Annotated in this window: 19 protein-coding genes; 13 read left to right on the top strand and 6 right to left on the bottom strand. The window is 58.7% G+C overall.

What is annotated here, in order from left to right:
* Positions 1–11: 11 nt before the first annotated feature.
* Both AABM52_RS20670 and AABM52_RS20675 read right to left on the bottom strand, forming a co-directional pair.
* Positions 12–1418: a DUF1254 domain-containing protein gene (locus AABM52_RS20670; protein WP_347907612.1), complete on the bottom strand. Its 1407-nt coding sequence runs from the start codon at positions 1416–1418 to the stop codon at positions 12–14.
* A 112-nt stretch (positions 1419–1530) separates the two neighbouring features.
* Positions 1531–3102 carry a diguanylate cyclase gene (locus tag AABM52_RS20675; protein WP_347907613.1) on the bottom strand — a complete coding sequence of 524 codons (1572 nt, stop codon included), beginning with the start codon at positions 3100–3102 and terminating at the stop codon, positions 1531–1533.
* 212 nt (positions 3103–3314) lie between these two features.
* Here AABM52_RS20675 and AABM52_RS20680 point away from each other — a divergent pair, with 212 nt between their 5' ends.
* Positions 3315–3782 (top strand): hypothetical protein, encoded by a 468-nt coding sequence (locus tag AABM52_RS20680; protein WP_347907614.1) that lies wholly within the window; start codon positions 3315–3317, stop codon positions 3780–3782.
* Between the two features lie 128 nt (positions 3783–3910).
* On the opposite strand, the gene AABM52_RS20685 is transcribed toward AABM52_RS20680, so the two are convergent.
* The gene (locus AABM52_RS20685) at positions 3911–5665 is read right to left on the bottom strand and encodes a L,D-transpeptidase family protein (RefSeq protein ID WP_347907615.1); all 1755 of its coding nucleotides are present in this window, start codon (positions 5663–5665) and stop codon (positions 3911–3913) included.
* Between the two features lie 81 nt (positions 5666–5746).
* Between AABM52_RS20685 and AABM52_RS20690 the strand changes: the two genes are divergently transcribed.
* The 8 genes from AABM52_RS20690 to AABM52_RS20725 all read left to right on the top strand — a co-directional run bounded on the left by AABM52_RS20690 (position 5747) and on the right by AABM52_RS20725 (position 12125).
* Positions 5747–6475 (top strand): murein L,D-transpeptidase catalytic domain family protein, encoded by a 729-nt coding sequence (locus tag AABM52_RS20690; RefSeq protein ID WP_347907616.1) that lies wholly within the window; start codon positions 5747–5749, stop codon positions 6473–6475.
* An 80-nt stretch (positions 6476–6555) separates the two neighbouring features.
* Positions 6556–8262, top strand: a complete 1707-nt coding sequence (locus AABM52_RS20695; protein WP_347907617.1) for a copper resistance system multicopper oxidase — start codon at positions 6556–6558, stop codon at positions 8260–8262.
* A 10-nt stretch (positions 8263–8272) separates the two neighbouring features.
* A complete protein-coding gene (locus AABM52_RS20700; RefSeq protein ID WP_347907618.1) occupies positions 8273–9136 on the top strand; it encodes a copper resistance protein B in 864 nt (287 codons plus the stop codon).
* Positions 9137–9188: 52 nt separating this feature from the next.
* Positions 9189–9572, top strand: coding sequence for a copper homeostasis periplasmic binding protein CopC (gene copC, locus AABM52_RS20705; RefSeq protein WP_347907619.1), 384 nt, complete (start codon positions 9189–9191; stop codon positions 9570–9572).
* 3 nt (positions 9573–9575) lie between these two features.
* Entirely contained in the window at positions 9576–10499 is a 924-nt protein-coding gene (gene copD, locus AABM52_RS20710; protein ID WP_347907620.1) for a copper homeostasis membrane protein CopD, read from the top strand.
* A 219-nt stretch (positions 10500–10718) separates the two neighbouring features.
* A complete protein-coding gene (locus AABM52_RS20715; RefSeq protein WP_223457013.1) occupies positions 10719–10958 on the top strand; it encodes a type II toxin-antitoxin system RelB/DinJ family antitoxin in 240 nt (79 codons plus the stop codon).
* Positions 10948–11235, top strand: coding sequence for a type II toxin-antitoxin system RelE/ParE family toxin (locus AABM52_RS20720; RefSeq protein ID WP_150672807.1), 288 nt, complete (start codon positions 10948–10950; stop codon positions 11233–11235). The genes AABM52_RS20715 and AABM52_RS20720 overlap by 11 nt, the downstream gene beginning before the upstream one ends.
* Positions 11236–11339: 104 nt before the next feature.
* Positions 11340–12125 (top strand): transporter substrate-binding domain-containing protein, encoded by a 786-nt coding sequence (locus tag AABM52_RS20725; protein WP_347907621.1) that lies wholly within the window; start codon positions 11340–11342, stop codon positions 12123–12125.
* 69 nt (positions 12126–12194) lie between these two features.
* On the opposite strand, the gene AABM52_RS20730 is transcribed toward AABM52_RS20725, so the two are convergent.
* A complete protein-coding gene (locus tag AABM52_RS20730; RefSeq protein WP_347907622.1) occupies positions 12195–12416 on the bottom strand; it encodes a hypothetical protein in 222 nt (73 codons plus the stop codon).
* Positions 12417–12480: 64 nt separating this feature from the next.
* Positions 12481–12903: a DUF6124 family protein gene (locus AABM52_RS20735; RefSeq protein WP_347907623.1), complete on the bottom strand. Its 423-nt coding sequence runs from the start codon at positions 12901–12903 to the stop codon at positions 12481–12483.
* 445 nt (positions 12904–13348) lie between these two features.
* On the opposite strand from AABM52_RS20735, the gene dusA reads away from it, so the two are divergent.
* Positions 13349–14344: a tRNA dihydrouridine(20/20a) synthase DusA gene (gene dusA / locus AABM52_RS20740; protein ID WP_347907624.1), complete on the top strand. Its 996-nt coding sequence runs from the start codon at positions 13349–13351 to the stop codon at positions 14342–14344.
* Positions 14345–14399: 55 nt separating this feature from the next.
* On the opposite strand, the gene AABM52_RS20745 is transcribed toward dusA, so the two are convergent.
* Complete coding sequence (locus tag AABM52_RS20745; protein ID WP_347907625.1) at positions 14400–15233, bottom strand: undecaprenyl-diphosphate phosphatase; 834 nt, start codon at positions 15231–15233, stop codon at positions 14400–14402.
* Positions 15234–15791: 558 nt separating this feature from the next.
* Between AABM52_RS20745 and AABM52_RS20750 the strand changes: the two genes are divergently transcribed.
* The 3 genes from AABM52_RS20750 (at position 15792) to AABM52_RS20760 (ending at position 19259) form a co-directional block, all read left to right on the top strand.
* Positions 15792–16532: a winged helix-turn-helix domain-containing protein gene (locus AABM52_RS20750; protein ID WP_347907626.1), complete on the top strand. Its 741-nt coding sequence runs from the start codon at positions 15792–15794 to the stop codon at positions 16530–16532.
* Between the two features lie 281 nt (positions 16533–16813).
* On the top strand, positions 16814–17473 hold the full coding sequence (locus AABM52_RS20755; RefSeq protein WP_347907627.1) for a helix-turn-helix domain-containing protein: 660 nt from the start codon (positions 16814–16816) through the stop codon (positions 17471–17473).
* A 391-nt stretch (positions 17474–17864) separates the two neighbouring features.
* Positions 17865–19259, top strand: coding sequence for an undecaprenyl-phosphate glucose phosphotransferase (locus AABM52_RS20760; protein ID WP_347907628.1), 1395 nt, complete (start codon positions 17865–17867; stop codon positions 19257–19259).
* The last annotated feature ends 84 nt before the right edge of the window (positions 19260–19343 follow it).

Raw genomic sequence — 19343 nt, forward strand, 5'->3', positions numbered from 1 at the left:
TCACCGGAGACTTACATCGGCTTGACCGCCGGCGGGTTCCATTTGCCATTCAACGCCTCGGCTTTCGGGCCGTACAGACGCATGGTCAGGTTGAACGGCCCTTTGGGTGCCGGCAGCCAGTTGGCCTCCAGGTCCTTGCCGGGGCTTTCGTTCTGGAAATAGAGATCCAGCGAGCCATCGGCGTTGTCCTTGAACGGCATCCAGCTACTGACCGCAAAACGATCGAGTGAGTTGGCGACCTGGAACCCTTGCGGGTCATACAGGGTGATCGACCAGAAGGCGTTCACCGGCGGCGCCTCGCCCTTGTTGAAATGCAGCACGTACTTGTTGGCACCCTCGAGCGGCTTGCCGTTGCTGTCGCCGATGTTCAGCGGATAGATCGCGTCCTCGGGCAGGTTGGCACCGAGCCCCATCTGCGTAACGATGGCGCGCTTGAGGTAGTAGTTGCCGTAGACGCCCATGGTGTCGGTGTTCATCGACCAGCCATTGACCTCCCGCGCCAGGGTCGGCACTTTCCAGGTCATCAAGGCCTGCGCATCCTGGGGCACTGATTGCAACGCTGCCTGGATTTGCGGATCCAGCGTGTCCATGTTGAACGGTTTGCCGGCTTCGATGCCGATACGCTTGATCTGCGCCAGCATGGGCTGGTCGGTGCTGTGGGGCGGGTTCACCTTCAGCAGTTCGGCAGCGTAAGTGAAGTAGTTGGCAGCCGACATGGAATCGACCTGAATCTTCGGCGGCGTTTTCATGTCCACCGCCGGGTCGACCTTCACGGTGACGGCTTCAGGTTCCTTGCCCAACCGGGACAACGGCGTCACAGTGTAGCCGGCCTGGATCTTGTGCACCGCCGCGTAATCCGCCGCGCCATCGGTCTTGGTGCGGCCGATGACCCAGACAAAGGGGGTTGGCGCCGGCAGGTGGCTCATCCCGGCGGGCACCGTGCCGGTCCACCCCGGCGGTGTCACCAGAAATTGCCCGGCCTCAGTGCCGGTGGTGCGCCAACCCGGCGAAGCGAACACGTCAGTCCACATATCCAGCATCGGCAACAGATAAAAACGCCCGTCGGTATCGGGCGCGGCGATCACCAGCGGTTCCTTGGTCAAGTCCAGCCAGGCAATCGAATACAAGGTGTCGAAATTGGAGCGCACCACCCCTTTGAAATTGGCGGGCGGGTACTGCGGCACACTCACAAACATGTTCATCGGGCCTTTGCCGAACTCCTTGCCCGGCTCGATGTTGGTGAATTGCTTGCGGGTGACGTCCATGCTCAGCAGCGGGTAAAAATAGATGTAGGCATCCACGCCGATCGAGTGAGCTTCTTCGGCGGTGATTTTCGATTGCGCGTGGCTGGCCAGCGGGAAGATGGCAGCGGCTGCGACGGTCAGAGCAACGGCTGTCAATGTTGGAGGTAGCAACATGTTGGCGATCGTCCGTGCGAGGGGGAGCCTGCCGGGTTCGGCAGCGCTAACGGAACTCTAGACGATCAATTCCGCCAGGCCCGGGAGACAGACCACCGGCAGCAAAAGCACTTCAACGGTCTGAACGCATCAACGCCTCGACACCACCGGCCATCGACAAGGTTGCCACGCGGTTTCGCCCCGAATGCTTGGCCTGATACAACGCCGCATCCGCCCGCTCGACAAACACATCCATGCTGTCACGCCCCGACGGCACAAACGAATAGCAACCCAGACTGACCGTCACGTAGCCATTGGGCGAGCCGGTGTGATTGATGTGCCTGTCGATGACGCTGCGGCGGATCTGCTCGGCAATCGTCATGGCGCCGTGGATGTCGGTGTCCGGCAGCAGCACCGCAAATTCTTCACCGCCGTAACGCACCGCCAGATCGGCCTTGCGGTGGCAGCAACTCTTCAGCGCGCGTGCCACTTCGGCCAGGCAGTGATCCCCCACCACGTGGCCGTAGGTGTCGTTGTAGCGCTTGAAGTAATCGATATCGAGCATAATCAGGCTCAACGGGCTGGCCTGCCGGGCGCCGCGTCCGAACTCGACGTCCAGCGCCCGCTCGAACAGTCGGCGGTTGGCCAGCCCGGTCAGGCTGTCGTGGGTGGCGATCAGCTCCAGCGCTTGCTGGGCCCTGCGCAAATCCGCCTCGACCCGCTCGCCGACACGCACCTGATGCAGGAACACCCATCCGAACAGCCCCACGCCCAGCAACACCAGGGCAACAATGAGGCTGGAGCGAAACGCCGTGTCGTACCAGCCCGCGAGAATGGACTCCGTGGACGACGCAGCGGCGACCACCAGCGGATAGGCCTCGAGCTGTCGGTAACCGTACATGCGCGTCACACCATCGATGATGGACGTGAACATCGCATTGCCGGAGGTGGCCAATGGCAGGAACTTCTGGAAAATCTCGCTCTGGGCCAGCGACACGCCAATCTGCGCCTCTTCAAAAGGTCGACGCGCCAACAACGTGCCATCGGTCAGGCCGAGAAACATCGAGCCGTTGTCGTCAAGGCTGAAGCTTTTGAAGAACTGGTCGAAGTACGACATCTTGATGCCGGCCAGCAACACGCCCTGGAAGTGCCCGTTCCGGTCATTGACCCGTTTGGAAATCGGAATGATCCACTCGCCGTTTTCCCGACTGCGAATGGCCGGACCGATATGCGCCACCGACGATGCGTTCTGCTGGTGATACTTGAAGTACTCGCGATCGGCGACGCCGGGGCCACGGGGCAGGTTTTCAAACGAGGTCACCACCCACTGGCCCTTCTGGTCGAACAGCAGGATGCCGTGCAACTGATCCAGCGCCAGCACCCGCCGGGCGAAGGTCTGCTGCAAGCGTGGCCGTTGGTCCGGGCCGAAACCGTCGACCTGAATCCAGTCCACCAGGCTGGTCAGCACCAGGTCGGCCTTCATGAAGGCGTCTTCGGCTTGCTGGGCCATGGCCCGCGTCAGGTTCGAAGACGCCACTTGTGCCAGGCTCAGATCGTGGCGACGGGACTGTTCCAGTTGCAGGTAGAGCAAACCGCACAGGCACAGGCACACCGTGGCAATGAACAATACCGCGGCCTTGCGCAGCGGTATGCGTTTCAATGCGACGCCAGGGGCGTGGTCCGGGTCGTTAAAGCGCGTGGGCAAAAGTTCATCCTGTCGGGGGCAAGGCATGGGCAACAACCCAAAGCCCTCAGTCTTTGTGGGGCGGAGTTTACGGGGTTATCCAGGACAAATGGGTGGCCACTTGCCCAGCGGTATCACGCCGGCCCTGCCTGAGCTGCAAACATGACCCAGGGCAAGCGCTGCCTGTGCGTCAACGAGCTACGATTAGACAGACCTCAATACAGGGAATCGACATGAGCAAAGCAGACGAGCTCGCCGCAAAATTGAAACAGACACGGCTGACCGGCGCGGATCAGGCGATCGATGGCTGGCCGGGCCAGGTCTACGAACTGTACCAACGGATAGAGGCCTGGCTCCTGCCCTTGACCGAAGCGGGCCTGGTCCTGCGGCGCAACCCCACCCACGTGTTCGAGAGTCACCCCGATGGCGACGCTTACAATTACGCCATCGACCAGTTGGTGATCACCGGCAACGAGCACAGCATTACCTTTGACCCGGTTGCACGTTTCACCGCCGATGGCGAGGGGCGGGTCGAGATCCACACCACAGGCAACGAACTCGCCCTGTTGCGCACCGTGGACGAACACGGTGAAACACACTGGTGGCTACAAACGATCGAGCAGGCCACCGCGCAGCTGGACGCGGTGGCGCTGACTGAAACCGATCTGCTTGTGGTGGTGCAACAAGGGTTGGCGCTGTAAAAAGGGCACCCACCGCAAATCCTGTGGGAGCGGGCTTGCTCGCGAAGGCGTCGTGTCAATCGCCTCAGGGTACGCTGACACACCGCTTTCGCGAGCAAGCCCGCTCCCACAATGCCCGGTGTTATTCGTTACTGTTGGTTCTGCCCCGTCACCACCAGCGGTACCTCTGCGCGACGCAAGTCCAGGGCGGGCAACTTCGCAGGCTGACTCAAGCCCTGCAGCACCTTGGCATCGTAATCATAAATGTCGGGCTTGAACGTCACCCGCCCGTCATCGCTCAGGTCCACGGTCCAATAGGCCAACAGCACCGGCACTTTCACCGGCAGCAGGACGTTCTCGGTCCGGCCATTGGCCAACTGCTTCTGGATGCCGGCGCTGTTCCAGCGCACCGGGTCGTTGAACAACAGCTCGACCAGTTGCAGCGGGTTTTCCACGCGGATGCAGCCCGAGCTGGTGGCCCGGACCGTTTTGGCAAAAAGCTCGCGGTGCGGCGTGTCATGCAGGTAAATCGCATAGTCGTTGGGGAAACGAATCACCACCTGCCCCAGCGAACTGTCGGGGCCGGCATCCTGACGCAGGTGGATGCCCCGCGGGTTGCTCCAGTCAACGCTCGACGGATCGAGCACATTGCCTTCGCGGTCAAGCACGCGAATCCGGTTGGCCGCCAGATAGCCCGGATCGTTCTGGACTTTTGGAATCACGTCCTGCTTGAGGATCGTAGGCGGCACGGTCCAGGTCGGGTTGAACGTGATGTAGGTGATTTGGGCCTGGAACACCGGCGTACTGCGCACCGGCTTGCCGACCTGCACCCGCGAACGCCAGATCGGCAGACCGTCGCGGTACATCGCCACCTTGTAGCCGGCGATATCGACGATCACGAACGTGCCCTGAAGTTTGTACAATAGCCACCGGGCGCGCTCCATGTTGACCCGCACCTGATCGATCCGCGCCTCGACCGGCACGTTCAGTGCCGCCAGCGTCGCCGCCCCCGCCACGCCATCGGCCCCCAGGTATTGCTCGGTCTGATACCTCTTCACCGCGGCAACGACCTTGTCGTCGTAACCGGCTTTTTTCGACAGGTGCGCATCCAGGTAACCGCCCGCCACCAGACGCGCGCGCAATTGTGCAACCGCCACCCCGTCCATGCCGGGCTTGAGCGATTGCCCTTCGGTGACCTTCGGCCACCCACCCGTATCGTGCACTTGGCGCAACCGGGCCAGACCCTCACGCAAATTGCGGTAAATCACTTCATGAGGCGGCGCATCGGCGAATGCACGCGCCACGTCATGGGCATCAAGGGCAGTAAACAGGTTGTTCATGTCCTCGCGGGCATCGCCGCCGGCCGGCTCGAAATTCCAGTGAATGTCCAGCCGCGACGGATCGACCTTGCCCCGCCGCAGTTGCAGCAGCGCGGTGATGAAGGTGCGGGTGGCCGCCATGTCGAACATCGCCCGTTGCGCCGTGGACGGCATGGCCGCCACCAGCGATTCATGGGCCTGGGCCAGTTCGGTGATACGGAAATCCGCCGGATTCAGGCCGTCGATCCGGGTGTCTTCGAGGCTTTTAAGCAATTGCGCCACGTCACGATCATCCGTCCACGCGGCGCGATAGTTGCGATGCATATAGAAATCGAGCACCACCCGGCTGACATCCACACGCTGATGGCGCCTGGACGTGAGCAACGGCGGAAAGGCCGAGCGCAGCGGTTCCAGCGTCGCCTGAATCGCTTGGCCGACCGCGTCGTCGGGCGCCGCGGCATCGGTTGCACTGCTCGTCGCAGATACCGGCTCAATCGGCGAAGTTTGCCCAAACGCCGCACCGCTGATCAGAAAGCCCATAAAAAACATGCGGCTTATGACGAATGACCTTGTTAATTGCACCATGGATAATCCTTAATCCTCCGTTTCAAACGGCTAGCTTTCCACTCGCTGCTAGACTCGAAATTATCATGATGAGACCCGACTATGGCGCTAAACCGCTTTGGCCTTTTATTTGCCATTTTACTGACGTGCCTTTCAGTAACGTCAGCCTACGCCGATTCGCTTGAAAACGCGCTGGTCAAAGCAGCACCCGGCGCCGACGCCAAAGTGATTGCCCTGGCCGTTCGTGCCACCCAATGCAGCCGCGCCCAAGGTGTCGCCCCCGCCCAAAGACTGGCGGTGATCGATTACTCCCTGCCCTCGACCGAACAACGCCTGTGGGTCTTCGATCTTAAACAGCGCAAGTTGCTGTTTCACGAACTGGTCGCCCATGGCCGCAACAGCGGTGAAAACATGGCCACGCTGTTCTCCAACCGCAACGAAAGCCACGCCACCAGCCTCGGCCTGTTCCGCACCCAGCAAAGCTACCTCGGCCAGAACGGTTACTCGCTGCGCATGGAAGGCCTGGAGCCCGGCTTCAACGATAATGCCTACGACCGGGCCATCGTCATTCACGGCGCGCCCTATGTCAGCCCGGTGCTGGCCCGCGCCAATGGCCGCATCGGCCGCAGCCTGGGTTGCCCCGCCGTCAGACCGGCGATTGCCCATCGCCTGATTGATTCGATGAAGGACGGGCAGTTGTTGTTTTCCTACTACCCGGACCAACGCTGGCTGAAGTCGTCTTCCTACATCAACTGCGGCGGCGACACCGTGGCCTCAAGGGAAAAGTCCACTTCAAGCCAGAAAGCGTCGCCCAACCTGTCAAAACTGTAATCCCCGCCTCAGCCTGCTGAAAGGCACCGCCCGCTAGCCTCGTCGACAAGTTCAACAGGCTGACGGGCGGAACACACGGCATGCACTCCCACACTTCAAGACGCACCTTCGTCAAAGGCCTGGCCATCGGCGGGCTCTTCGGCGGCCTCGGGTTATGGCGCACGCCGGTCTGGGCGATCAGCAGCCCCGGCGAACCCCAGGTGTTGGCCGGTCATGATTTCGAGCTGTACATCGGCGAATCCCCGGTCAACTTCACCGGCAGCCCGCGCACCGCGATGACCATCAACGGCGGCATCCCCGGCCCGCTGTTGCGCTGGCGCGAAGGCGATACGGTGACGCTGCGGGTGCGCAACAGACTCAAGGACAGCACGTCCATTCACTGGCACGGCATCCTGCTGCCGGCCAACATGGACGGCGTGCCGGGGCTGAGCTTCAAGGGCATCGAGCCCGGCGGCATGTACGTCTACCAGTTCACCGTGCGGCAGAACGGCACCTACTGGTATCACAGCCATTCGGGGTTTCAGGAACAGACCGGCGTCTACGGCCCGCTGGTGATCGACGCCAAGGACCCGGAGCCGTTCCAGTACGACCGCGACTACGTGGTGATGCTCAGCGACTGGACCGACGAAGACCCGGTCGGCCTGATGAAGACCCTGAAAAAACAGTCCGATTACTACAACTACAACAAACGCACCGTGGGCGACTTCATCCACGACGTCAGCGAAAAAGGCTGGGGGCCGACCGTCGCCGATCGCAAGATGTGGGCCGAGATGAAGATGAACCCCACCGACCTGGCGGACGTCGGCGGCGCCACTTACACCTACCTGCTGAACGGCCAGGCGCCGGATTCGAACTGGACCGGGGTATTCCGCCCGGGGGAAAAGCTGCGGCTGCGCTTCATCAACGGCTCGGCCATGACCTACTTCGACGTGCGCATCCCCGGCCTGAAAATGACCGTGGTCGCCGCCGATGGCCTGTACGTCAAACCGGTGAGCGTCGATGAGTTTCGCATCGCCGTGGCGGAAACCTTCGACGTCATCGTCGAACCGACCGAAGCGGCCTACACCCTGTTCGCCCAGGCGATGGATCGCACCGGATACGCACGCGGCACCCTGGCGGTGAAGACAGGACTGGTAGCGCCACTGCCGCCACTGGACCCGCGCCCCCTGGTGACCATGGATGACATGGGCATGGGCGGCATGGACCACGGCAGCATGGCGGGCATGGATCACAGCAACATGGCCATGGGCGACATGCCCGGCATGCAGTCCCACCCGGCCTCGGAAACCGACAACCCGCTGGTGGACATGCAAGCCATGTCCACCTCACCGAAACTCGACGATCCCGGCATGGGCCTGCGCAACAACGGTCGCCGCGTACTCACCTATTCCGACCTGCGCAGCACCTTCGAAGACCCGGACGGCCGCGAGCCTGGCCGCACCCTCGAGCTGCACCTGACCGGGCACATGGAAAAATTCGCCTGGTCGTTCAACGGCGTGAAGTTCTCTGACGCAGAGCCCCTGCGCCTCAAGTACGGCGAGCGCCTGCGGATCGTGCTGGTCAACGACACGATGATGATGCACCCCATCCACCTGCACGGCATGTGGAGCGATCTCGAAGACGAGTACGGCCAGTTCATGGTGCGCAAACACACCATCGACATGCCACCGGGCTCCCGGCGCAGCTATCGGGTCACTGCCGATGCACTCGGCCGCTGGGCCTATCACTGCCATCTCCTGTACCACATGGAAATGGGCATGTTCCGTGAAGTTCGCGTGGAAGAATGAGGCGCACCCCATGATTCGATTCACCCCGTTTTTTTTGGCCCTCGCGACCTCGACGGCGATGGCCGCCAGCGATGACATGCAAGGTATGGATCACAGCCAGATGGACCACGGCCAAATGCAAGGCATGGACGATGGCCAGATGCAGCCCGCCGCCCCCAGCGAAAGCCGCACGCCGATCCCGGTGCTGACCGATGCTGATCGCGCGGCGGTGTATGCCGATCCCGCCGGCCACCACGTACATGACAGCACGCTCAATTCATTCTTCCTCGCCGACAAACTCGAGTGGCAGGACGCCGATGACGGCAGCACCCTGGCCTGGGATTTGTCCGGCTGGGTCGGCGGTGACATCGATCGACTGTGGCTGCGCTCCGAAGGCGAGCGAACCAACGGCGTGACCGAGGATGCAGAAATCCAGGCCCTGTGGGGCCATGCCATTTCCCCGTGGTGGGACGTCGTCAGCGGCGTGCGCCAGGACTTCAAACCCGGCGCCCCGCAAACCTGGGCCGCGTTCGGCGTACAGGGCATGGCGCTGTACAACTTCGAAGCCGAAGCCACGGCCTTCATTGGCGAAGGTGGCCAGAGCGCCGTGCGACTGGAAGGCGACTACGACATCCTGCTGACCAATCGGCTGATCCTGCAGCCGACCGTCGAACTCAACGCCTACGGCAAAAACGACCCGCAACGGGGCATCGGCGCGGGCCTGTCCAACACAGAGGCGGGCTTGCGCCTGCGCTACGAAATCCGCCGGGAATTCGCGCCCTACCTCGGCGTGACCTGGAACCGCACCTACGGCAACACCGCCGACTACGCCAACGACGAAGGCGAGGACCGCAGCGAAACCCGCCTCGTGCTCGGTATTCGGATGTGGTTCTGAACAGTTTCATCTCAAACCAACAACAACCGCTTCGAGCGGTAAAGGACCCTGCATGCGCATCATCAAACCCACCGCTGTCGCAATCGCGTTGCTCAGCGGCCTGCTCATGAGCACCCTCGCTCAAGCGCACCCCAAACTGCTCGCCTCCACTCCAACTGAAGGTGCGGAAGGTGCGCCACCCGAAAAGATCGAACTGCACTTTTCCGAAAACCTCGTCACCCAGTTTTCCGGTGCAAAACTGCTGATGACCGAAATGGCCGGCATGGCCCACGCCCCGATGCCGGTCAAGGCCAAAGTCAGCGGCGGCAGCGATCCGAAGAGCATGTTCATCACCCCGACAACACCCTTGACTGCCGGCACCTACAAGGTCGAATGGCGCGCGGTGTCGTCGGACACCCACCCGATCACCGGCAACGTCACCTTCAAAGTGAAATGATCGATGAGCGACTCGGCGAACGTCGTGCTGCGGTTTGTGTTGTATGTGGATTTGATGCTGTTGTTTGGCGTGGCGCTGTTCGGGCTCTACAGCTTCAAGGGACAGGAACGGCTATCCGGGACAGTGCTGCCCATTCGCCGGTTGTCGACGGCAACAGTCGGGCTCGGCGCGCTGCTGTCCATCGCCGGCATGGTGCTGATGGTCCGCGCCATGAGCGGCGAATCAGACGTTACCGAGTTGCGCCCTCACCTCGAAATGATGCTGTTCGAGACAGACGTCGGCTTGGCCTGGGCCGTGCGGATGATTGCACTAGCGGTCGCGGGATTGGCGTTGATGCTCAACCCGCGCGCCCCCGGCATCAGCCTGGTGATCGCCGCCACGGCCGGCGGCATCGCCCTCACCAGCCTGGCCTGGAGCGGGCATGGCGCCATGGACGAAGGCAGCCGCCGTTTCTGGCACTTTACAGCGGACATCCTGCACCTGTTGGCGGCGGGTGCTTGGCTCGGCGCTTTGCTGGCGTTTACGTTGATGGCGCAACCCCGGGCCCTGCAAACCGAAGCCCACATACGCTTGCTGGCTCGCGCAGTCAGGCGATTTGAGCTGGTCGGTGCGCTGGTCGTTGTGATCATCAGCGTCACGGGCGTGGTGAACTACCTGTTCATTGTCGGGCCGAAACTCGATGAGGTCTTACTCAGCCACTACGGAATTCTGCTGGCGATCAAAGTGCTGCTGTTTGCCGGGATGCTGGTGTTGGCGGCGCTGAACCGCTTTCACCTTGGCCCCTTGCTGGAGCGTTCGTTGCGGGAGGGCCAATATCGCGTGGCGGCCCATGCTCTTCGGCGCAGTGTGGTGGTGGAAATGGCCGCTGCGGTTTTGATTGTGGGCTTGGTGGCGTGGTTGGGGACGTTGAGCCCGGAAGTGGAATGAGCCATCTTCAGGAGGATATCTCTGACACTTACGTACTGATCTAAACTTGGACCAGCCAGGCCAGGGCAATGGCCCAGGATGTGGGATCTTTGCTGGTTGGCATTTTCACCCTCCCGAGTACGAATTTTCTCTAGATTAGCCGTACGTCTCGGCGGACTTGCCAATGAGGAACTCTTGATTCAATGTAATGACAATTGTCATTACATGAGGATCTATCCCATGGCATCTATCAACATCCGTATCGATGACGACCTCAAAGCTCGCGCCTATCTCGAACTGGAAAAACTCGGCGTCACGCCCTCCGAACTGATGCGCCAGACGCTGCAATATGTGGCGGAGCGTGGTCAGTTGCCTTTCAAGCCTGTCTTGATGACTGAAGACGATGAGGCTTTACTGGCCACCGTGCGGGAACGGCTTGCATCTCCTCAACGAGTAAAGGTTTCCATAGATGACCTATAGCCTTGAGTTTGATGCCCGTGCATTGAAGGAATGGCAAAAACTTGGCGACACAGTCCGACAGCAACTCAAAAAGAAGCTGGTGGAGATTCTGAACAATCCACGTATTGAAGCTAACCGCCTGCATGGTTTTCCCGACTGCTACAAGGTCAAACTACGTAGCAGCGGTTACCGCTTGGTCTATCAAGTGATTGACCAGGAAATTACTGTGTTTGTGGTAGCCGTGGATAAACGGGAACGTGAGCAGGTTTATCGCAAGGCGGCTGAACGTTTGAAGTAATGACGCAAGTTGGAAGCCATATGGGGGCGTTCATTTTTCACACCGGTGAAAGTTTCACTACACTCTCCGCTCCAAAACCACTCCAGCACAAAAGCCCGATAACAATGACGAAAATCAAAAGAGCAATGATGCTCGGCGGCTTGCTCGCACTCTCCCTTGGCGCCCAGGCAGAACCTTCACATCTGGACAGCGTCATGCAACAGGGACAACTGCGCGTCTGCACCACCGGCGACTACAAGCCCTACACCCTCAAAGCCGAGGACGGCGAGCATTCCGGCATCGACATCGCCATGGCCCGCGCCCTGGCCGACAGCCTTGGCGTCAAGGTCGAATGGGTGCCCACCACCTGGAAAACCCTGATGCCCGACATGCTCGCCGGCAAGTGCGACATCGCCATGGGCGGCATCTCGGTCACCCTGGAACGGCAGAAAAAAGCCTTCTTCAGCAGCATCCTCGACGTCGACGGCAAAATCCCCCTGGTGCGCTGCGAAGACCAGGCGCTGTACCAGACCGTCGAACAGATCAACCAGCCATCGGTTCGCCTGGTCGAACCCGCCGGCGGCACCAACGAAGCCTTCGTCCACGCCTACCTGCCCAAGGCGCAATTGCAACTGCACGACAACGTGAGCATCTTTCAGGAACTGCTGGATAAAAAAGCCGACGTGATGATCACCGACGCATCGGAAGCGCTGTACCAGCAGAAGCTCAAACCGGGCCTGTGCGCAGTCAACCCCACGCACTACATGCAATACGGCGAAAAAGCCTACCTGCTGCCCCGCGACGACATCACCTGGAAGCTGTACGTCGATCAGTGGCTGCACCTGGCCAAGGCGACAGGCAACTACCAGAAGATCCTGCGCCAGTGGCTGGCGGTGCCTGGCGCCAAGTAACGGATCGTTTTTTTTCGCACAAAAAAGGGCGTTCCCAAAGGAGCGCCCTTTTTCATTGCGGACCGCGTATCAATCGTCGTGCAGCAGACCGGAACCGTATTCGCCGAAGCTATTGCCGAGTGCGCTGCCGTGGAAATTCATCTTGTCGGGAGTACGGCTGGTCGGTCCCGGGCCGAAGCCGGCAGGCTGCACGGAATCGACCGAATAATCGCTGTGGGTACTCACCCCCGAACAGGCGCTCAACAACAACGCACCGGCCATCAGCGAGACTTTGACGAGGTTTGCGATCATTTTTTGATTCCTGTGGGTTGAGGCGCGGGGGGCATGACCTTTGGTGGTTATCCTATGCCTCGGCTCAACGAAACATCATGAAACTTTTCGGCAAGTCAGCGTTGGTTGAGGAACCGTGCGTACCTGGAGATCTGTCATCCCAACTGCCTTGGGGATCGACATTGTCCAAGGCTCGATTCACCAACAACTCCCCCACCACCGCCAGCTGCTGAATCGACAGCGCCAAACTGCGTGTTGAACCTTCGAGCTTGCAAGCCAGGTCAGTGGTCAAGACGTTCAACGATGCGAGGGTTTCGCAGGCGTGACACAGGAGCGTTTCAGTATCGACGTTGGGCAGAATGGTGAACACATGGCAGACGGGATCAGCGTGATTCGGGTTTCGTAGACGTTTGCTGACCACCCGCTGAGAGTCAGCGGAGAGTTGACCAAGATCGAGAGAATCGGAAGCAGCTGCGGTTTCCGGAGGATCAGGCGTGATCTTTTTCATCGTTTTCGTTCCTAGAATTAACCAAAGGAACTGCCAGCATCACTTCCACATGATGGGGTGGCAGCTGTGCGCAGGTGTGGAAGACCGGGGATCTAGGAACCCAGCGCACCCGAAAGTGCCCCGCGCACAGCCGCCATAATTTAACAGCAGACATGAAAAAAGCGCCTGCTTAAATTTAGGTGGCGCTCTGTGCGCCTAGATCTTGTGAAGGGCTTCCACACCCTTGTCGCTGAATTTGCAGCGACGGAGGGAGGTTAACTGGGTGATCAGAGGGAGGGCAATATGGGCAATGGGGACGCGGCTTGAGGGAAATCTCCTACTTTTTCGTGATATTTTCAACGCAATACCCAGCACCTGCTCAATCGTCCTGAGGTATGCCCAAGTCCCATCAGCCCATTCCTGATAAACTCCCCCACCTCCCAGCCTCACCGATTCCAGATCCCCCATGTCCGTAACCACCGCCACACCCGCCCCGCTCTCCCGCCGTTTCTCCGTCGCGCCGATGATGGATTGGACCGACCGCCACTGCCGCTTCTTCCTGCGCCTATTGTCGAAAAACGCCCTGCTCTACACCGAAATGGTCACCACCGGTGCCCTGCTCAACGGCGATCACGAGCGTTTCCTGCGCCATAACGAAGCCGAGCACCCGCTCGCCCTGCAACTCGGTGGCAGTGTCCCGCTGGACCTGGCCGCGTGTGCGCGCATGGCGCAGGAGCATGGTTACGACGAGGTGAACCTGAATGTCGGCTGCCCGAGTGATCGGGTGCAGAACAATATGATCGGCGCCTGCCTGATGGGGCATCCGCAGTTGGTGGCCGATTGTGTGAAGGCGATGCGGGATGCGGTGTCGATTCCGGTGACGGTCAAGCACCGTATCGGGATCAACGGGCGGGACAGTTACGAGGAGCTGTGTGATTTCGTTGGCACGGTGCGGGATGCCGGGTGCACCAGTTTTACCGTGCACGCGCGGATCGCGATTCTGGAGGGGTTGTCGCCGAAGGAGAACCGTGACATCCCGCCGCTGCGTTATGACGTGGCGGCGCGGTTGAAGGCGGATTTTCCCGAGCTGGAGATTATCCTCAACGGCGGGATCAAGACGCTGGAGGCCTGCCACGAGCATTTGCAGACGTTCGACGGCGTGATGTTGGGCCGCGAGGCGTATCACAACCCTTATGTAATGGCCGAGGTGGACCAGCAGCTGTTCGGCAGTACGGCGCCGGTGATCACCCGTGCCGAAGCATTGGCGCAGCTGCGGCCGTATATCGCTGCACACATCGACGCGGGCGGTTCGATGCACCACATCACTCGCCATGTGCTGGGGCTGGGCACCGGGTTCCCGGGGGCGCGCAAGTTTCGGCAGTTATTGTCGGTAGATATCCACAAGGCCAAGGAGCCCCTGGCCTTGCTGGATCAAGCTGCCGGGTTGCTTGAAGGGCGCTAATGCCCGGTTGTTCTCGCCTTTTCAGCCAGGCGGCTTGATCCGCCTGGCTCGCCTGTCAGCTGGCGGTCGCCGCCGTCCAGTTCACCCAACCGAATGCCCAGGTTGCCAGGATCAATAATCCGAAAACGATCCGGTACCACGCGAAGGCGGCATAACTGTGGTTCGCAATGAACTTGAGCAAGCCGCGCACGGCGATCATGGCGAAAAAGAACGCTGTGAAGAAGCCCAGGGCGAAAACCGGCAGGTCGCCGGCCTGGAACAGCTCCCGGTACTTGTAGCCTGAATACACCGCCGCACCGACCATGGTGGGCATCGCCAGGAAGAACGAGTACTCGGTGGCGGCCTTGCGCGACAGGCCAAACAGCAGGCCGCCGATAATGGTCGATCCGGAGCGGGAAGTGCCCGGGATCATCGCCAGGCATTGCGCGAAACCTACCTTCAGCGCATCCGACCAGCGCATGTCGTCGACATGGTCGACGTGCACCACGTGGTCCCTCTGCTCCGCCCACAACATGACAATGCCGCCCACGACCAAGGCGACTGCCACGGTGATCGGGTTGAACAGGTAGTGATGAATCTGGTCGGCGAACAGGACACCCAGAGCCACGGCCGGAAGAAAACCGATCAGCACGTTCAGGGTGAATCGTTGTGCATTGCGTTGGGTCGGCAGTCCTATGACGATCTCTGAAATCTTGCGGCGAAACTCCCAGACAACGGCAAGAATTGCGCCCAGCTGAATAATGATATTGAACGCCATGGCGCGTTCACCGCCAAACTCCAGCAAGTCCGCAACAATAATCTGGTGGCCCGTACTGGAGATGGGCAAAAACTCAGTCAGGCCCTCTACCGCGCCCAAGATCAACACTTTGAAAAGGGTCCAGAAATCCATTAATCCTCCGTCAGAGCGTTCTGTGGGAACGCTCCGTCAACTGCACTCAGATATTGAGTAGCTCAAGCAAAACATTCGAGACATCCACACCCATTACCTGATGTAGCGAGGGAGAATATGTCTTATCAAAAGACACACTCAAGCCATGTTAATAATCGTCCGGGTACGAATACCTCGGAAATATATTTAGGTATTTAGTGGAAAAAAGTCTCGCCACTCAATAAAGTGTGATCGCCCTCACACTATTTGTGATTCTTAGTGGATTCAGTACCCTGGCATGAATGGTGGCACGCAGTGGGCCAAACAGTGGCAAAAGGACATAAAAACAAATCGCCATCGTTTCAAAATAGTGGCACAATTCCATATTGCCACCATCTAACGAGTCCATCTCACTAGTTCAGCCCGCCGAAAAAAGTCAACTAAAAGCTTGAAAAGCTTAACTATTGTTAGAAAACTCGGGAGCCACGTCTAAAAATCGCGTGAATGTTACCAATTGTCAGTCACAGATGAGAACCGGTGCTTTAACATCCCGATGTCAGCACCTATTCGAGTCAATGCATGATGCTTACAGGGAACTTAGCGACTAGAAGCCAGCGCCAGACAAACGATGAACCCGGAGTTCTCACTCTGGGTCGTACCCGTGGCGTGGCTGAACATTTTAGAGCGCTAGTCGCAAGGCATGTGCGGACCGATATGGCACTAGAGGCCAACTCCTACACTAGTTCATTCAAGAAGAATGAACGCTCTGGTTCGTATCGCGCCATCTTCATCATCATCGACAGCCCCCAAGCCCTCGAGGAAAGCCTCGCGCTAGTGGAAAACCTGCGCAGCGGCAACTTGAAACCCATCATTTGCGCGGTGATCACGGGCCGAGGCACCTACAACAAGATCAAGTACTATCTTGCGGGGGCCGACTACTGTATCAAGCTCAATACCCTTTCCGAAGAAAGCTCTGAGTTGCTCGCCGAGTTCTTCAACAGTGAAGAATGGCAAAGAGATATCAATTTGATATTGGACCCCACCCGTATTTGTCTACTGGGTACCAGCAAGAAGCTGGATATCTCCTTTGCAGAAATGAAGATCCTGGAAGCCTTTGCGCAAACCAGTAACCACATACTAAGTCACGATGAAATCGCCAACATCATGGGGCTCAACAGCAATTTTTATGACCCCAGGGCGCTGGAAAAATCGATCAGCCGCCTTCGTGGAAAAATCAAGGACATGTATGGCACAAACGCCATCCAGAGCATCCGGGGGCATGGTTACCGGTTGATGAGGGGGTTGATCTCAACCCCCTGATACACAGAAGGGATGGCGCTTTAGCATCAAATTCCTCAACGGTATAAAGATCTCGACCTCATCGTGTTTTGTATTTCATACCAAAGGTACTTATCGATTTCATGAGCGTGGCAACATCGGACCATAACAATAAAAGTTTATTCTATAGCTGTAGATCGAGTGGAACCTATCGAGGGCCAAATTTGGGCCCAGACCCTGCCTTTCGATTACTTCCGAGGGAGTCATTACTCCCCTGCCGATCATCTTTTAGCCAAATTTGGTGTGTACTTCAGGAGAGAGACATGGAAACTAGTACAACCCTCCCAAGAAAATACTTTGTCGTCGTGACCCACAGCACTACTTCGCAGCGTGAACTTGAGACCATCCTGTCCAGTGAGCGCTTTAACTCGTTTGGCACCTCCCAGGCACAAATGTTTATTGAAGGTGTTGCTTCGCCCTCTTCCGCTCCTGTGCTGATGGAGTTCAGCTACCCAAGCGTTTCAAGGAAGAATGTAGCGCGCAGTATCGAACATGATACACAGCGACTACTGGCCACCCTGGAATCCGAATGGCTGGCAGCGCAATCGACGAATCCATTCCACAGCATGCCGGCAACAGCCGGGGCAGCCAACGATATTGCGCGAACCATCGAGGGCGACACTCCTTACAGTGAAGCCTGGCAACTCGATCAGGATCAAAGCGCATTGGTAAAAGAGGGCGTCGAGATCAGCCTGACCGGATTGGAAGCCGCGCTGGTAAAGAAAATGCTGCACCATGAAGAGCGTGTCGTCAGTCGAGACGAACTGATCCTCAGCATCGGCAGGGAGCCGGAACAATATCGTGGCCTGGAAATGTGCCTGAGTCGGTTGCAAGACAAATTCAAAATGGCCAGTAACGGTGAACGACTGTTTCGTGCAGTAAGAAATCGTGGCTATTGCCTGATCCAGGAAGTCGTGGCGTAACACCTCTACCTTCAGCGAATAAAACAAACAGAAACAGTGCGACTACAACAATAAGAAAAGCACTCTGTTTGGCTTCAACCTCCGCGCCAGTCAGACCGCCCTCATCCCCACCCCTCCTACAATACCAAACACCACTCTAATTATTCACCCTCTTCCATTCGACCTTTTCTAACGCTCAACTTTTTCTAAAATCTTGATAGTTGGCACTTTGCCATCTTGTTAGAACTCGTCAGACAGCATCTCCGCCAATAACTTAGTCTATTGACTGACGACAGTTCGGCATATCGACGTTGTTACCTCAGGACACTCGCTACAACAACAATAACAAGTCTGCTTAACAACTCGGATTTCAACTGTCGAAACCTGAATGGACGTCTTTTGGGGATATTGTATGGATCTTACTCTTAGTATCAATCGAAACACCGGCCTCAAGGGACTTACCTTTTGGGGGCAATGGGCGCTGGCACAGGGCTTTGTAGTTTCTCTATTGTTCATACTTGCCGAGCGGCACACTGGAACGGTCGAGTTCTATTACCGGATGTGCGCAACGCTCGCCGTACTGGCCTCGGTTCCGGCTTATACGTTCAGCGGTGTGTACCGCAAAAGAGACAATTATCTGTCAGGGCTTGGACGCCTGCTCATGGGCTGGTCCATGACGATGGCGGCACTGGCGTGCATCGCGTTTATCTGCAAGGCCGATGAGCTGTTTTCCCGACAAGTCATCCTGGGTTGGGCGGTGTATGGATTCCTCGGCCAGGCGTTGCTGTATGCGCCGCTGCATGCGTTCTCGAAGTTCTACCAGCGGTCACGCAAAAGCGAGCATAAAACCCTGATCGTCGGCACCGGTGAACTGGCGCTGGGATTGGCGAACAAGCTGAGCGACCTCGAAAACCTGCCGTTGGTAGGCCTGGTCAGCAACGGCGCCCTTCCCTCCCTGGAGCCGGGCGCACCGCGCATCGTCGGCGCCCAGGAAGACCTGCTGGAACTGATCAAGACCCATGACATCCGCCGTTTGTACATCACGCTGCCCCTGTCGGAAGCGGCAAAAATCGAAGCCATGTACGTCGATTTGCTGGATGCCAACGTTGACGTGGTCTGGGTGCCGGACTTGAACAGCCTGACGCTGCTCAATCACTCGGTGAAAGTCGTGGACGGCCTGCCGGCGATCTACTTGAACGAAAGTCCGCTGACCAGCCGACCCACTGCCGCGCTGAGTAAAAGCCTGGTGGAGAAAAGCGTGGCCCTGCTGGCCATTATCCTGCTGAGCCCGGTGTTGCTGGTCATTGCACTGGCGGTGAAGCTCAACTCCCCCGGCCCGGTGTTCTTCAAGCAGGACCGCCATGGCTGGAACGGCAAGGTGATTCAGGTCTGGAAGTTCCGATCCATGCGCCTGCACGATGATCATGAGGTCATACAGGCCAGCCGTAACGACTCGCGAATCACTGCCGTCGGACGCTTTATCCGTCGCACGTCGCTGGACGAGTTGCCGCAACTGTTCAACGTGCTGCAAGGACACATGGCACTGGTCGGCCCGCGCCCTCACGCCATCGCGCACAACAACTACTACTCCGGGAAAATTCTCGCCTACATGGCGCGCCATCGAATCAAACCGGGCATCACTGGCCTGGCGCAGATCAACGGTTGCCGTGGCGAGACCGACACCATCGACAAGATGCAGAAGCGTGTCGAGATCGACCTCAAGTACATCAACAACTGGTCGTTGTGGCTGGACCTGAAGATTCTGGTGAAGACGCCGTTCACCTTGTTGTCGAAGGACATCTACTGATGGTTTAGGGCTGCGCAAGGCAATACCGCAAGGGGACGCAAGTCCCCTTTTTTGTGGCTGTGATTTGAGACTGGCCGGATTTCT

The organism is Pseudomonas grandcourensis (assembly GCF_039909015.1).
In the GTDB taxonomy this organism is placed as follows: Bacteria; Pseudomonadota; Gammaproteobacteria; order Pseudomonadales; family Pseudomonadaceae; genus Aquipseudomonas; species Aquipseudomonas grandcourensis.